This window comes from Rhodococcus artemisiae (assembly GCF_036327795.1).
Lineage (GTDB): Bacteria > Actinomycetota > Actinomycetes > Mycobacteriales > Mycobacteriaceae > Rhodococcus > Rhodococcus artemisiae.
Map to the genome: position 1 here is coordinate 42,771 of NZ_JAUTXY010000010.1, position 15,474 is coordinate 58,244.

Annotated in this window: 13 protein-coding genes; all 13 read left to right on the forward strand. The window is 66.8% G+C overall.

The genetic code is table 11. The features are described from left to right. The first annotated feature begins 3 nt into the window (after positions 1-3). The gene (murD, locus tag Q7514_RS20270; protein WP_330135065.1) at positions 4-1,560 is read left to right on the forward strand and encodes a UDP-N-acetylmuramoyl-L-alanine--D-glutamate ligase; all 1,557 of its coding nucleotides are present in this window, start codon (positions 4-6) and stop codon (positions 1,558-1,560) included. 56 nt (positions 1,561-1,616) lie between these two features. Further along, the gene (gene ftsW / locus Q7514_RS20275; RefSeq protein WP_330135246.1) at positions 1,617-3,203 is read left to right on the forward strand and encodes a putative lipid II flippase FtsW; all 1,587 of its coding nucleotides are present in this window, start codon (positions 1,617-1,619) and stop codon (positions 3,201-3,203) included. After that, positions 3,200-4,354, forward strand: coding sequence for an undecaprenyldiphospho-muramoylpentapeptide beta-N-acetylglucosaminyltransferase (murG, locus tag Q7514_RS20280; RefSeq protein ID WP_330135066.1), 1,155 nt, complete (start codon positions 3,200-3,202; stop codon positions 4,352-4,354). The genes ftsW and murG overlap by 4 nt, the downstream gene beginning before the upstream one ends. Beyond that, positions 4,351-5,880 (forward strand): UDP-N-acetylmuramate--L-alanine ligase, encoded by a 1,530-nt coding sequence (gene murC / locus Q7514_RS20285; RefSeq protein ID WP_330135067.1) that lies wholly within the window; start codon positions 4,351-4,353, stop codon positions 5,878-5,880. Before murG ends, murC begins: the two co-directional genes overlap by 4 nt. Beyond that, the gene (locus tag Q7514_RS20290) at positions 5,877-6,695 is read left to right on the forward strand and encodes a cell division protein FtsQ/DivIB (protein WP_330135068.1); all 819 of its coding nucleotides are present in this window, start codon (positions 5,877-5,879) and stop codon (positions 6,693-6,695) included. The genes murC and Q7514_RS20290 overlap by 4 nt, the downstream gene beginning before the upstream one ends. Positions 6,696-6,882: 187 nt before the next feature. Continuing rightward, complete coding sequence (ftsZ, locus tag Q7514_RS20295) at positions 6,883-8,106, forward strand: cell division protein FtsZ (RefSeq protein WP_330135069.1); 1,224 nt, start codon at positions 6,883-6,885, stop codon at positions 8,104-8,106. Further along, on the forward strand, positions 8,103-8,837 hold the full coding sequence (gene pgeF / locus Q7514_RS20300; RefSeq protein WP_330135070.1) for a peptidoglycan editing factor PgeF: 735 nt from the start codon (positions 8,103-8,105) through the stop codon (positions 8,835-8,837). Before ftsZ ends, pgeF begins: the two co-directional genes overlap by 4 nt. Then, complete coding sequence (locus tag Q7514_RS20305; protein WP_330135071.1) at positions 8,834-9,571, forward strand: YggS family pyridoxal phosphate-dependent enzyme; 738 nt, start codon at positions 8,834-8,836, stop codon at positions 9,569-9,571. Before pgeF ends, Q7514_RS20305 begins: the two co-directional genes overlap by 4 nt. 32 nt (positions 9,572-9,603) lie before the next feature. Further along, positions 9,604-10,260: a cell division protein SepF gene (locus Q7514_RS20310; RefSeq protein ID WP_330135072.1), complete on the forward strand. Its 657-nt coding sequence runs from the start codon at positions 9,604-9,606 to the stop codon at positions 10,258-10,260. Between the two features lie 136 nt (positions 10,261-10,396). After that, entirely contained in the window at positions 10,397-10,687 is a 291-nt protein-coding gene (locus Q7514_RS20315) for a YggT family protein (RefSeq protein ID WP_132472883.1), read from the forward strand. A 153-nt stretch (positions 10,688-10,840) separates the two neighbouring features. Next, a complete protein-coding gene (gene wag31 / locus Q7514_RS20320) occupies positions 10,841-11,692 on the forward strand; it encodes a DivIVA-like cell division protein Wag31 (protein ID WP_330135073.1) in 852 nt (283 codons plus the stop codon). Positions 11,693-11,736: 44 nt separating this feature from the next. After that, positions 11,737-11,979, forward strand: coding sequence for a hypothetical protein (locus Q7514_RS20325; RefSeq protein WP_330135074.1), 243 nt, complete (start codon positions 11,737-11,739; stop codon positions 11,977-11,979). Positions 11,980-12,295: 316 nt separating this feature from the next. Beyond that, the gene (ileS, locus tag Q7514_RS20330) at positions 12,296-15,472 is read left to right on the forward strand and encodes an isoleucine--tRNA ligase (protein WP_330135075.1); all 3,177 of its coding nucleotides are present in this window, start codon (positions 12,296-12,298) and stop codon (positions 15,470-15,472) included. Positions 15,473-15,474: the final 2 nt, after the last annotated feature.

The following is a 15,474-nucleotide window of genomic DNA, read 5'->3' on the forward strand; positions in this document are numbered from 1 at the left end:
ATCGTGACGGATGAACTGCAGCGACTGCACGGAGCGCGCGTTCTCGTCGCCGGTGCCGGGATCTCGGGTCGCGCCACTATCAGGCCACTGCTCGATCTCGGTGCTCGCGTGACCGTCACCGACCGCAATCCCGACGCGCTGGCACACTCCGTCGAGCTCGGCGCCGACACCATCGAACTCGACGCCTTGCTCGACGACACCGCGGACGACAACTCCGGAACCATGCGCGAGTTCGCCCTCGTCGTCACAAGCCCCGGCTTCCCACCCGACGCGCCGCTGCTCTCGCGTGCTGCAGGCGCCGCGGTCCCCATCTGGGGCGACATAGAACTGTCGTGGCGCATCGACCAGGCCGAGATCTACGGCCCGGTCAGGCGGTGGCTCGTCGTGACCGGTACGAACGGCAAGACGACCACGACGATGATGCTGCACGCGATCCTCGAATCGGCCGGTATCTCGTCCGTGGCATGCGGCAACATCGGCCTGCCCGTACTGGACGCGTTGCGGCGTGACGATCGTCGAGCCGACGTCCTCGCCGTCGAACTGTCGTCGTTCCAACTCCACTGGGCGCCTTCCGTGCGGCCCGCGGCCGGCGTCATCCTCAACATCGCCGAAGACCACCTCGACTGGCACGGTGGCATCGAGAACTACATCGACGCCAAGCTCGGCGCACTGACCGGCGCGGTCGGAGTCCTCGGACTCGACGACCAGATCGCCGGTGGACTCCGCGATCGCTCCCAGTCCGTACTCACTGTTGGGTTCACCCTCGGATACCCGGACGCAGGGCAGCTCGGCATCAGCGGAGACGTGCTCGTCGACCGAGCCTTCGCCGACTCCGCCGTCCTCGCGTCGGTCGCCGACGTGACCCCGGCCGGCCCGGCCGGTCTGTCCGACGCGCTGGCCGCCGCCGCACTGGCCCGCGCGATCGACGTACCGGAAGCGGCGGTGCACGACGGATTGCGCCGACACCAGGTCGGTCCGCACCGTGCCGCACCGGTGGGCACCGTCGCCGGCGTCGATTACATCGACGACTCGAAGGCCACCAACCCGCACGCGGCCCGAAGTTCCCTGCTCGCCCGCGACGCCGTCGTGTGGATCGCAGGCGGATTGCTCAAGGGCGCGCGCGTCGACGACCTGGTCGCCGATGTCGCGCCGCGACTGACCGGGGCCGTTCTGCTCGGGCGCGACGCCGGCCTGATCGCCGACGCTCTGGCACGACACGCCCCCGGCGTCCCCGTGGTCCTGGTCGACACGCGCGACGATGGGGCAATGAGCAGTGAGGGCAGTGAACTCGGTCAGGACGGTGAACCGGGGCAGGGCAGTGGAGCGAAGCAAGGTAGCGGACCCACACCGGAGCTACGTCGGGTGAGCGCACCCGGCGCCGACGGACCCGCCGCGATGCGTATCGCGGTTCGTGAGGCTGCCGCACTCGCGTCCCCGGGACACGCGGTCCTGCTGGCGCCGGCCGCGGCGTCGCTCGACATGTTCGCCGACTACGCCCAGCGTGGACGCAGTTTCGCGGCCGCGGTCGACGAACTGCGCGGGAGCGGGACACCCCGGTGACCTCGCCGCAGGGCAGCTCACCATTACCGACCGCGCGCGGCCGGATCGGATTGTGGATGGCGCGACCCCTCGCGTCGTTCCACCTCGTCGTCACCATCGCCGTGCTGCTCACGGTCCTGGGCCTCGTGATGGTGCTCTCGTCGTCGAGCGTGGAAGCGGTAGCGGCAGAGGACTCGCCGTACCGGATGTTCACATCGCAGATCGTGTTCGCCTGCGTCGGCTTCGTCGCCTTCTATGTTGCCCTGCAGATCCCGGTGCGCACGATGCGCCGGTTCGCATTCCCGGCGTTCGCGGTGTCGGTGGTGCTGCTCGTGCTCGTGCTGATCCCCGGAATCGGAACCGAATCACAGGGCACCCGCGGATGGTTCGTGGTCGCAGGTATATCCCTGCAGCCATCGGAGATCGCGAAGATCACGATCGCGATGTGGGGTGCCCACATACTGGCCTCGAGGCGCGGGGAGAACTCCACCCTCAAAGAGATGATCGTGCCGCTCGTTCCCGCGGCACTGCTGGTGACCATCCTCATCGTCCTGCAGCCCGACCTCGGGACGACCGTCTCACTCATCATCGTCGTGCTGGCCCTGCTGTGGTTTGCAGGCCTGCCTCTGAAGATCTTCCTCGGAATCGTCGGTACTGCCGTCGCGAGTGCCGCAGTCCTCGCATTGACCGCCGGGTATCGCTCGGCGCGCGTCCGTGCCTTCTTCAACCCGGGCGACGACCCACAAGGCGCCGGTTACCAAGCACGACAGGCACGCTTCTCCCTCGCCGACGGCGGCATCTGGGGTCGAGGACTCGGTCAGAGCCGCGCCAAATGGAGCTACCTGCCGAACGCCCACAACGACTTCATCTTCGCGATCATCGGCGAAGAACTCGGCTTCATCGGTGGTGTCGCCGTCATCGGCCTGTTCGCCCTCTTCGCCTACGTGGGCCTGCGCATCGCCATGCGCTCGGTCGATCCGTTCCTCCGGTTGTTCACCGCCACTGCCACGGTGTGGATCATCGGCCAGGCATTCATCAACGTCGGCTACGTCGTCGGACTGCTGCCCGTGACCGGCCTGCAGCTTCCGCTGGTATCGGCAGGCGGCACCTCCACCGCCACCACCCTCCTCATGTTCGGCCTGATTGCGAACGCCGCAAGACACGAACCGGAGGCGATCGCAGCACTACACGCCGGCCAGGACGGGAGGCTGGCGCGGATCATGAAGATCCGCAAACCCGAGGCCTACCGCCCCACACGCAGTGACGCACCAGGCGGGGCGCCCCGCCGAGCGAAGCCGCCGCGTGGTCGCGGCAACCCCCGCGCCGGCGGAACTGGAACTGCACTGGCAACGCGGACACAACGAGCACCCGCGGGTACAGCAACCCGCCGGCGCGCCGCGGACAGCGCTCGCGGTCGTGATGCCGAGGGCGCTCGCGGTCGTGATGCCGGGGGCGCTCGCGGTCGTGATGCCGGGGGCGCTCGCGGTCGTGATGCCGGGGGCGCTCGCGCCCGTGATGCCGAGGGCGCTCGCGCCCGTGATGCCGAGGGCGCTCGCGCCCGTGGCTCTCGAACAGAACGCACGAACAACGGCCGCGCGGCTTCGCAGAACACACGAAGGCGCGACGGTAATGGCAGGACCGGAGAGCGAGGAAATCGTAGGTGAGTGGGGACAAGCCAGGACTGTCCGTGGTGGTGGCAGGAGGCGGTACAGCGGGGCACATCGAGCCGGCCCTCGCGGTGGCCGACGCGATTCGTGAACTGATCCCGGGCGCTGCCGTGACCGCCCTCGGAACCTCACGTGGCCTCGAGACGACTCTGGTGCCGCGCCGCGGGTACCCGCTCGAACTGATCCCCCCGGTGCCGCTGCCACGCAAACCCACGCTCGACCTCCTCCGGCTCCCCGCGCGAGTGGTGGCGTCCGTCCGGCACACCCGCGAGGTGCTCGACCGGGTCGATGCGGACGTCGTCGTCGGATTCGGTGGTTATGTCGCGCTCCCCGCCTACCTCGCGGCAGGCCGGGGAGCATTGCGTCGCCGACGTCGCATCCCCGTCATCGTCCACGAGGCGAATGCCAGCGCAGGAATCGCCAACAAGATCGGCGCCCTGCGCGCCGCCCGGGTGCTCGCTGCCGTTCCCGGATCCGGCATCAGGAGGAAGGACGAGGCCGAGATCGTGGGGATCCCGGTGCGATCCTCGATCACCGAACTCGACCGCGCATCGCTGCGTACCGAAGCACGTCGCCACTTCGGACTCCCCGACGACGTGCCGGTGCTGCTGGTGTTCGGAGGCTCGCAGGGCGCACGGTCGCTCAACGACGCAGTGGTCGGTGCCGCGGCCGGACTCGCAGCGGCCGGTGTCGCTGTCCTGCACGCCCACGGTCCGAAGAACACCGTCGACGTCCCCGCCCATCCGGGTCACGCCAAGGCCCCCTATGTGGCTGTGCCGTATCTCGAACGCATGGACCTCGCCTATTCGGCGGCGGACGCGGTGGTCTGCCGCTCCGGAGCGATGACGGTGGCCGAGGTCTCCGCAGTGGGGTTACCGGCGGTATACGTGCCCTTACCGCACGGGAACGGCGAGCAGGAACTCAACGCCCGGCCGATCGTGGCGGCAGGTGGTGGAATGATCGTGGCAGACGCCGAGCTCACGCCGGCGTTCGTGGCCGACACGGTCACGCCGTTGCTGGGTGATCCCGGTCGGCTCGCCGAGATGGGACGAAACGCGGCAGCCGCCGGACATCGCAGTGCCGCAGCCGAAGTGGCTCGAATCGTGCTCGAGGTCGCCGGCGCGGAACCGAACAGGAGTCGAGAATGAGCGCGCAGCTGCCCGCGGAACTTCAGCGGGTGCACATGGTGGGGATCGGCGGTGCGGGAATGTCGGGCATCGCCCGGATCCTGCTCGCTCGTGGTGGTGAGGTGTCCGGATCGGATGCGAAGGAGAGCCGAGGGGTTCTGGCCCTCCGCGCTCGGGGAGCGCAGGTGCGGATCGGTCATCACGCCGACGCACTCGACCTGATCGACGGCGGACCGACCGCGGTCGTCACGACGCACGCCGCGATCCCGAAGAACAATCCCGAACTCGTCGCCGCCCGTGAGCGGGGCATCCCCGTTCTGCTGCGACCCGCAGTGCTCGCCGCACTCATGCACGACTACCGCACGTACCTGGTGTCCGGCACGCACGGCAAGACATCGACCACGTCGATGCTGGTGGTGACCCTCCAACACTGCGGATTCGACCCGTCGTTCGCGGTCGGTGGCGAACTCAACGAATCCGGCACCAACGCCCACCACGGCAGCGGCGACGTCTTCGTCGCGGAAGCCGACGAGAGCGACGGCTCGCTGCTGCAGTACGACCCGAACGTCGTGATCGTCACGAACGTCGAACCCGATCACCTGGACTTCTTCGGTACCGCCGAGGCATACACCAAGGTGTTCGACGACTTCATCGCCAAGATAGTCCCGGGTGGCCTGCTCATCGTCTGCCTCGACGACGCCGGGTCCGCCGCACTCGCCGAGCGCGTCGTCGCACTCGGTCGTACCGATCTCCGGATTGCCGGGTACGGCACGGCCGACGTCATCGGCACGGGCGAGACCGTCCGTGGTGTCCCGGTCGGAGTACGCCTGCTGGCGTGGGAGGCGAAGGATATCGGCGGCGTCGCCGAGTTCCATCTCGCCGGCGAGGACGCTCCGCGCACCGTGCGCCTGTCGGTACCCGGCCGGCACATGGCTCTCAATGCGCTCGCAGCCCTGCTCGCAGCGCTCGAATCCGGAGCGTCCGTGGACGAGGCGATCGAAGGGCTCGCGGGGTTCGGCGGTGTCCACCGACGGTTTCAGTTCAGTGGGCGCGAACAAGGTGTGCGAGTGTTCGACGACTACGCGCATCACCCCACCGAGGTGCGTGCCGTCCTCGCTGCGGCCGCGGAGCTCGTGGCGGGCGAGCCGTTGCGCTACACGGAGTCCGGAACCGAGCGACCCCGAGTGATAGTCGTCTTCCAGCCGCACCTGTACACACGCACCGAAACGTTCGCGACGGAGTTCGGTGCCGCGCTCGACCTCGCCGACGAAGTGGTGGTCCTCGACGTCTACGGGGCCCGCGAGGAACCGATTCCCGGCGTAAGCGGGGCGCTGGTCGCGCAGGCGGTGTCGAAGCCGGTGCACTACCAACCCGACCTGTCGCTCGTACCTCGCCAGGTGGCCCGGCTGAGCCGCCCCGGCGACATCGTCATCACGATGGGCGCGGGTGACGTCACGATGCTCGGACGCCAGATCCTCGACGCTCTGCACAGCAAGCCCGGCCGCTTCCGGTCGACAGGCGCTGGAACGGGGCCGATCGGATCGTGACACCCGATTCCACGAAGACCACCGAGCGTCGAGCGTCGCGCAGCGGGCGCACGCGGCGCGACGAGCGCGCAACAGTTCGCCGTGCCAGGAAATCCGCGCGCGACGAGGCCACCGGGGTGAGCAACGCAGCAAGGCGCCCCTCGGGCCGTTCGGTGCGGCTGCGCACGGTGCTCATCGGTGGAATCGTGGTCATCGCGCTGCTCGTAGCGATCGTGGTGGCATGGACCTCGCCGTTACTGTCGGTGCGCTCGGTGGAGGTGACCGGAAACGACGTCATCACCCGGGAAGAAGTCGTCTCGAGCCTCGAGATCGCAGACGGGACACCGCTGCTTCAGGTGGACACGGCCGAAGTCGCGCAACGTGTCGCGTCCGCGCTACCTCGCGCCGCGACGGTCCGGGTGCAGCGGGTCTACCCGTCGACCGTGCGGGTGACCATCGTCGAACGTATCGCCGTGGTGTACTTCGACGGACAGGACGGCACGCACTCCATCGACGCGGAAGGTGTGGACTTCGCGGTGGAGCCGCCACCGCTACTGACTCCCCGACTGGTCACAGGATCTCCGGGCACCGGCGACCCCGCGACGGCGGCGGCGGTAGAGGTCGTCGGACTGCTGCCACCGGAGCTGGCGGTGCAGGTGCAGGAGGTCGCGGCAGGCTCGGACTCGGACATTTCCCTCATCCTGGTCGACGGCCGAGTGGTCGTGTGGGGTGGCGTGGACCGTTCGGATCGCAAGGCTGCAGTGATTCTGCCGCTCCTGACACAGCCCGGTCAGCAGTTCGATGTCGCCAGTCCGGACCTTCCGACGGTGCGGTGAGGTGGTCGGTGTGAAATTGGTGGCGTGTCGTCGGCGAGTCTGCTGGCGGATTCGGGCTGCCGTGCCATAGCGTTTCGCAGCAGTCGGGTACTTGACATAACCTTCAAGCTATGGTTGAGGGTTTGGCCGGGTACCTCGTGTAGATCGATCGAAGTATGAACCCGAAATCCCAGGAAGGCGAGAGCCCATGACGCCCCCGCACAACTACCTCGCCGTAATAAAGGTCGTCGGTATCGGCGGTGGCGGCGTGAACGCGGTCAACCGCATGATCGAGCAGGGACTCAAGGGAGTCGAGTTCATCGCGGTCAACACCGATGCACAGGCACTCCTGATGTCCGACGCCGACGTCAAACTGGACGTCGGACGCGAATTGACCCGCGGCCTCGGCGCCGGTGCAGACCCCGAAGTGGGTCGCAAGGCTGCCGAAGACCACAAGGACGAGATCGAAGAGGTGCTCAAGGGCGCCGATATGGTCTTCGTCACTGCCGGTGAGGGCGGTGGCACCGGTACCGGCGGTGCACCCGTCGTGGCCAGCATCGCGCGCAAGCTCGGTGCACTCACGGTCGGTGTTGTCACACGACCTTTCTCGTTCGAAGGCAAGCGGCGTGGCGGTCAGGCAGACACCGGCATCCAGACGCTGCGCGAATCGTGCGACACCCTCATCGTGATCCCCAACGACCGGCTGCTCCAGCTCGGCGACGCTGCCGTGAGCCTCATGGACGCATTCCGGTCCGCCGACGAGGTCCTTCTCAACGGTGTTCAGGGCATCACCGACCTCATCACCACCCCCGGTCTGATCAACGTCGACTTCGCCGACGTCAAGGGCGTCATGTCCGGAGCGGGTAGTGCACTCATGGGGATCGGTTCGTCGCGGGGTGAAGGGCGCGCGATCAAGGCGGCGGAAGCCGCGATCAACTCGCCTCTCCTCGAAGCGTCGATGGAGGGTGCGCGCGGCGTGCTGCTGTCGATCGCCGGTGGCTCCGACCTCGGGTTGTTCGAGATCAACGAAGCAGCGTCGCTGGTACAGGAAGCTGCGCACATCGACGCCAACATCATCTTCGGCACCGTCATCGACGACTCGCTCGGCGACGAGGTGCGGGTCACGGTGATCGCTGCCGGCTTCGACGGAGGCACACCGACTCGGCGTCCCGTCGAAGCAGGCCCCGGCCAGCAGCAGGGTCAGCAGTCGCAGCAGAACCCGCAGCAGAGTTCCCGGCCCGGCGCCATCGGCGCGGGTCGCGCAGGTGAGCTGGGCCGACCCGATCGGGGCGGTGCCGACGAAGCGCCGGTTCGTGAGCCGGCTCCGGCCTCGGGCGGACTTCCCCCGGCGGGAGGGGGTTCTGCGCGCTCGGTCGACGTCGACGACGAGGGCGACGACGACGTGGACGTGCCGATCTTCATGCGGCGTTGACGGCGCCTAGCCCCGGGGTACGTGCCCGCCGGGTCGTGACCACACGAACCGGCGGGGTCTCGGCCCCTCCTTACGACTCCTTCAACCTCGGTGACCACGTAGGAGACGATCCCGCAGCCGTCGCAGCCAATCGGCAGCGTCTGGCTGCGGTCGTCGGATTGCCACCCGAACGGTTCGTGTGGATGGAGCAGATCCACAGCCGCAACGTCACGGTGGTGGAGGGGCCGGTCACGGAGCCGGTTCCCGCGACCGACGCACTCGTCACCACTGTGACCGGGCTCGCGCTCGCCACCCTCAGCGCCGACTGCGTGTCGGTGCTCCTCTCCGATGAGGAAGCCGGTGTCGTGGCCGCAGTACATGCTGGACGCATCGGCGCGCGCATCGGCATCGTCCCGCGTGTTCTCGACGCGATGATCGAACTCGGTGCACGCGCGGACCGGATCGGGGCGTTCCTGGGCCCAGCAGCGAGTGGCCGCCGATACGAGGTACCGGCTGCGATGCGCGACGACGTGGAAGCACATCTTCCCGGTAGTGCAACACGCACCGTCGAAGGCACGGCCGGGTTGGATCTTCGCGCCGGCCTGCGCAGGCAATTGCTCGATCACGGTGTCGCGGCCGTGGCCGAGGACCCACGATGCACCATCGAGGACCCGACGTTGTTCAGCCACCGCCGAGACGCGCCGACCGGAAGGCTGGCCTCCGTCATCTGGCTCGAGGAAGATCCGCAGTGAGCGACGAGGCGCAGCAGACCCGGCGCGAGGAGCTGGCACGCGGGCTTGCCTCGGTACGGCGTCGGTTGGACGATGCGGCACGCGCCTGTGGACGCGACCCGTCCGATGTCGGGCTGCTGACCGTCACCAAGTATTTCCCGGCGTCGGACGCTGTCCTGCTGTACGAGCTGGGTTGCCGCACGTTCGGGGAATCACGTGAGCAGGAAGCACACGCCAAGATCGAGGAGTTCCGGGCAGAGGTACCCGACCCGACCGTGCAGTGGCACATGATCGGGCGGCTGCAACGGAACAAGGCCCGTGCTGTTGCGCGCTGGGCGCACACGGTGCATTCGGTCGACAGCGCGCGGCTCGCAGGCGCCCTCTCCAACGGGGTGACAGCGGCGATCGACGCCGGTGACCGGACTGCATCGTTGCGGGTGTTACTGCAGGTCAGTCTGGATGGCGACCCGCAGCGCGGTGGTGTCCCCGCGGACGGTCTCGATGCTCTCGCGGATGCGGTGGCCGCGGCCGACGGTCTGGAACTGGCAGGTCTGATGGGAGTGCCTCCGCTGGGCGCCGACGTCGACGCCTCGTTCGAGGTGCTCGCGCAACTGGGGGAGCGGCTGCGGCAACAGCACCCCGAGGCACGCGAGCTGTCTGCCGGGATGTCGGGTGATCTCGAACATGCTGTACGCCACCGTTCGACATGCGTGCGTGTCGGAACGGGAGTGTTGGGTTCGAGACCGTTAGCCTGAATTCCAACCGCCGCGCGAGGGAAGGGCGATCGATGAGCACGCTCCACAAGTTCAAGGCCTACTTCGGAATGGTTCCGCTCGAGGACTACGAGGACGACTACCTCGACGATCCGGCGAGCCCGCGTCGTGAGCGCGACTACGGTGAACAGCCGTACGGCGGGTATGCCGCGCCGCGTCGAGAGGAGTATCCCGCTCCGCGTCGTGACGAGCCCGAGCGTGATTTCGTGGAAGACGACTTCGATCGGTACGACCCGCCGGCGCGCAGTGCCCGTGTCGAGCCGATCACTGCCCGAGCCCCCCGTCCGGCGGCGGCTCCGGCGCGTTCCCCTGCACGGTCGACGATGGCTGCGGAGTCGCGGCTCGAGCGGACCGAGGCGCGGCGCGGCGCGCTGTTCGATGAAGGAGGTCCGTTGTCGAAGATCACGACGCTGCGTCCACGCGATTACGGCGAGGCACGCACGATCGGTGAGCGGTTCCGCGACGGGACCCCGGTGATCATGGATCTCGTCGAGATGAGCAATGCCGATGCGAAGCGGTTGGTCGACTTCGCGGCCGGACTGGCATTCGCTTTGCGTGGGTCGTTCGACAAGGTCGCGACGAAGGTCTTCCTGCTCTCACCCGCCGACATCGATGTCTCTGCGGAGGAGCGCCGTCGTATCGCCGAGACAGGCTTCTACAGTCAGCAATAGTGCACGCGGTGCCGCGTCCGGGCACCGTGCTCGTTCCTCCCTCGAAACGCACACCGAACGCCCGGCGTGATGCAGATAACTGCAGGCCGGGCGTTTCGGTTTGGAAGGGGTCGGGTTTGTCGGGCAGAGTGGGTGGGTGGCCGTATTCGATGTGCTGTACTTCCTGCTGTTCATCTTCTGGCTTCTGCTGATCGGACGAATCATTGTCGAGTTCATCAGAACCTTCGCGCGGGATTGGAAGCCGACGGGATTCGTCGTGGTGATCCTGGAAGCGATCTTCACGGTCACCGACCCGCCGGTGAAGCTGCTCAGGCGTCTGATACCCCCGCTCAATCTGGGTGGGATCCGGCTCGATCTATCCATCATGGTCTTGCTGTTCATCGTGTACTTCCTGATGGCATTCATCCCGCGTAGCGGGGGGATCTGAGATGCGCCGTCGTGGCGCCGTCGCGGGGCCTTCGCACGCTCCGCTGTGCCAGAATGGAATGCCATATACAGTGGGTTTCACTACGCGTAACGCACTGTCTGAACTACGGAACGCCTGCTTGACCGCTTATTTGACGCGTGAAGGGATCCTTCCATGCCGCTGACACCAGCTGATGTGCACAATGTCGCGTTCAGCAAGCCTCCGATCGGGAAGCGCGGATACAACGAGGACGAGGTCGATGCATTTCTCGATCTTGTCGAGCAGGAGTTGACGTCCCTGATCGAGGAGAACGCCGACCTGCGCCAGCGCGTCGCGGAGCTCGACCAGGAGCTTGCCGAGGCGAAGAAGGCGCCGCGCTCTGCCGTACCGGCAGTGTCGTCGGCGAAGTCGGAACCGGCGAGGGTCGCCGAGGCTCCCAAGCCGGAGCCCACTCCGGTACCTGCCCCGGCACCCACTCCCGCTCCGGTGGCGGCAGCCGCGCCGTCCGGTGATGCGAGCATGCAGGCCGCGAAGGTTCTCGGCCTTGCCCAGGAGATGGCCGATCGTCTCACCGGCGACGCCAAGACGGAGGCCGAGGAGTTGGTGCGCAACGCCCGCACGAACTCCGAGCAGCTCGTCTCGGATGCGCGTACGCGCAGCGAGGCCATGATCGCCGATGCTCGCCAGAAGTCCGACGCGATGCTCTCCGATGCACGTACGCGGTCCGAGACGCAGCTCCGTCAGGCCAAGGAGAAGGCCGATGGCCTTCAGGCGGACGCCGAGAAGAAGCACACCGAGATCATGGCGACGATCAATCAGCAGCGCTCCGTTCTCGAAGACCGGATCGAACGACTGAAGACGTTCGAGCGCGAATACCGCGTGCGCCTGAAGTCATACCTCGAATCACAGCTCGAAGAGCTCGAGCAGCGCGGTTCCGCGGTGCCGGTGGACAGTGGTGCGGATGCGTTCAACCAGTCCAACTCGTCGTCGTTCGGCTCGTCGTCCTTCGCCAAGGGCAACAGCTGAACGAGGTCCTGAGCCTGGTTCCGCACCTCGGTTGAGGAGGTGTCGTGCTCGTCGTGACGTTGGTGCTCGCAGCGATCGGATTCGGTCTTCTCGTCATTGCCTTGATGACCGGATCCATCGCGTGGGCCTGGGGTTGTATTGCGGTGTGTGTCGTGGGCGGAGTGATCCTGCTTGCCAGCTCGCTCACGTCCCGGGAGCCGGCGACTCCGGTGAAACCCTCTCGTCGGCGCGCATCACCGAGTGCGCGGCCTACCCGAGGCGATGAACAGCACGATTCACGAGAATGACCAGCGCTGCCTACAATAGGCAGCACGAGTACTGTTCGGTAGAGTTCAGTACACGTACTGCTGTTTCCCGCGTGTGCGGGATGGTGTCGATCCGGCCATCACCGGGGAGCCTTCGGAAGAACAGTGCCGAGCCGGTGCGGATGCACTTGTGAGGTACCAAGTAGAACCGAACGGGTAGGGCCCGTGACAGCCCGAACGAAGAGGCACCCCGTCGGATACTTCCGGGGAGTGCAAGCGGGGTGGTACCGCGGTGGCCGCGCAGAATGCGCGGTGATCGTCCCCGTGCCGAGGATGTGAGGCACGGAGGAGTCACGCGGTGACCGAGAACGTCAATTCCACTGCAGCGACCGGCGGGTATCCGAAGGTCGACTACGGCGTCGCCAAGGATGCCGGTGTCGACTTCCCCGATCTCGAAGAACGCGTGCTCACCGGCTGGGCCGAGGACGAGACCTTCAAAGCGTCCATCGCCAATCGCGAGGGCGCCGAGGAGTTCGTCTTCTACGACGGGCCCCCCTTTGCCAACGGGCTCCCGCACTACGGTCACCTGCTCACCGGTTACGTCAAGGACGTCGTCCCGCGTTTCCAGACGATGCTCGGCAAGAAGGTCGACCGGCGATTCGGGTGGGACACCCACGGGCTCCCGGCCGAGCTCGAAGCCGAGAAGCAACTCGGCATCAAGGACAAGTCCGAGATCGACACGATGGGCCTGGCCGAGTTCAACGCGTACTGCAAGCAGTCGGTGCTGCGTTATACGGGTGAGTGGCGCGACTACGTCACCAGGCAGGCTCGCTGGGTGGACTTCGACAACGACTACAAGACGCTCGACCTGGACTTCATGGAGTCGGTCATGTGGGCGTTCAAGTCTCTGTACGACAAGGGCCTGATCTACCAGGGCTTCCGTGTGCTGCCGTACAGCTGGTACGAGCAGACGCCGCTGTCGAACCAGGAGACCCGGCTCGACGACGCGTACAAGATGAGGCAGGACCCGGCGGTCACCGTCGACATGGTGCTGCGCGCGCCAGGCACAGAACTCGACGGGGCCAATGCCCTGATCTGGACCACGACGCCGTGGACGCTGCCGTCGAACCTCGCGATCGCGGTGCACCCCGAGATCACCTACGTCGCGGTCCGGGCGGGTGAGGGCGACCAGACGAAGACCTACCTGCTGGCGAAGGATCGCCTCGGCCATTACGTCCGCGAGCTGGGCGATGAGCCCGAAGTGCTGGCCGAATACACCGGTACCGATCTGGTGGGGCTCGCGTACGAGCCACCGTTCGATTTCTTCGTGGGCCGTGAGAATGCCCACCAGGTGATCGCCGCAGATTATGTGACCACCGAGTCGGGTACCGGAATCGTCCACCTTGCACCGGCTTTCGGTGAAGAGGACATGGAGTACTGCCAGCGCAACGGTATCGAACTGGTGCAGCCGCTCGATCCGGGCGGTAGGTTCACCTCGATGGTTCCGCCCTACGAGGGGTTGCAGGTATTCGACGCGAACCCGGTCATCATCAAGGATCTCAAGGCCGCAGGAAAGCTGTTGCGGCACGAGACGATCGAGCACTCCTACCCGCATTCGTGGCGGTCCGGTCAACCGTTGATCTACATGGCCGTGCCGTCGTGGTTCGTGGCCGTCACCCGGTTCCGCGAACGCATGGTCGAACTGAACCAGGAGATCACCTGGGTCCCCGAGCACATCCGCGACGGCCAGTTCGGTAAATGGCTCGAGGGTGCGCGCGACTGGAACATCAGCCGGAACCGCTACTGGGGCAGTCCGATCCCCGCGTGGGTGTCCGACAACCCCGACTATCCCCGGCTGGACGTCTACGGTTCGCTCGACGAACTGGAGCGCGATTTCGGTGTGCGCCCGGGCGATCTGCACCGGCCGATGATCGATCAGCTCACGCGCCCCAACCCGGACGACCCGACCGGGAAGTCGACGATGCGTCGTGTGCCGGAGGTTCTGGACTGCTGGTTCGAGTCGGGTTCGATGCCGTTCGCGCAGGTGCATTACCCCTTCGAGAACACCGAGTGGTTCATCGGGTCGAGCGGAGCGAGGGGGGATGACACTGCGCACTACCCGGGCGATTTCATCGTCGAGTACAACGGGCAGACCCGCGGCTGGTTCTACACGCTGCACGTCCTCGCAACCGCACTGTTCGACCGACCCGCGTTCAAGTGCGTCGCCGCGCACGGCATCGTCCTCGGCGAGGACGGGCTCAAGATGAGCAAGTCGAAGGGCAACTACCCCGACGTCAACGAGGTGTTCGCGCGCGACGGCTCCGACGCCATGCGCTGGTTCCTCATGTCGTCGCCGATCCTGCGCGGCGGCAACCTCGTCGTGACGGAACAGGGGATTCGCGAGGGGGTGCGGCAGGCCCTGCTGCCGCTGTGGAACGCGTGGAGCTTCCTGCAGCTGTACGCACCGAAGGCCGGCACGTGGCGCACCGACTCGACCCATGTGCTCGATCGGTACATCCTGGCGAAACTCGCCGAGACCCGCGAGTCCGTGACCGAGGCACTCGAGGTGATCGACATCGCGGGTGCCTGCGACGAGGTGCGGACCTTCTGCGACGCGCTGACCAACTGGTACGTGCGGCGGTCGCGGTCGCGGTTCTGGGATGAGGACGCCGATGCGATCGACACCCTGCACACGGTGCTCGAGGTGGTCACCAGGCTTGCGGCCCCACTGTTGCCGTTGGCGACCGAGGTGATCTGGCGTGGTCTGACCGGCGGTCGCTCTGTACATCTGGCCGACTGGCCTGCTGCAGAAGAGCTCCCCGCCGATCCTGACCTCGTGTCGGCCATGGACGACGTGCGATCGGTGTGCTCGACGGTGCTGTCGCTGCGCAAGGCCCAGCAGCTTCGGGTGCGGCTGCCGCTGCCACAGGTCACCGTCGCCAGTGCCGGTGCTGCGGCGTTGGATCCGTTCGTCGATCTGGTGAAGGACGAGGTCAATGTCAAGGAGGTCGTGCTCACCGACGACGTCGGGACACACGGCCGGTTCGAGGTCGTCGTCAATGCCCGGGCGGCAGGTCCGCGGCTCGGCAAGGACGTCCAGAAGGTGATCAAGGCTGTCAAGTCGGGGGACTGGAGCGAGAACGCGGACGGCACTGTCACCGCTGCGGGTATCACACTGTTGCCGGAGGAGTTCACCACGCGTCTCGTCGCTGCCGAACCGGAGTCGACCGCGGCACTGCCCGGTGGTGCCGGACTGGTGGTGCTCGACTCCACCGTCACCGAGGAGCTCGAGGCCGAGGGCTGGGCGAAGGACCGCATCCGCGAACTGCAGGATGCGCGACGCAACCTCGGACTCGACGTCTCGGATCGCATCTCGGTGCAGTTCGAGGTCCCTGCCGACCGCGCCGAGTGGGCGGACCGTCACCGCGATCTGATCGCCGGTGAGGTTCTCGCAACGACGTTCGAGATCGCCGCGGCCGCGAGCGATCCGATCGAACTCGGCGAGGGTGTGCGCGTGTCCATCACCAAGGCGTAGTG

Excerpts from the sequence above, each read along its gene's own strand:
- ftsW (WP_330135246.1), top strand. The coding sequence starts at position 1,617 with ATGGCGCGACCCCTCGCGTCGTTCCACCTCGTCGTCACCATCGCCGTG.
- murC (WP_330135067.1), top strand. The coding sequence starts at position 4,351 with ATGAGCGCGCAGCTGCCCGCGGAACTTCAGCGGGTGCACATGGTGGGG.
- ftsZ (WP_330135069.1), top strand. The coding sequence starts at position 6,883 with ATGACGCCCCCGCACAACTACCTCGCCGTAATAAAGGTCGTCGGTATC.
- Q7514_RS20310 (WP_330135072.1), top strand. The coding sequence starts at position 9,604 with ATGAGCACGCTCCACAAGTTCAAGGCCTACTTCGGAATGGTTCCGCTC.
- wag31 (WP_330135073.1), top strand. The coding sequence starts at position 10,841 with ATGCCGCTGACACCAGCTGATGTGCACAATGTCGCGTTCAGCAAGCCT.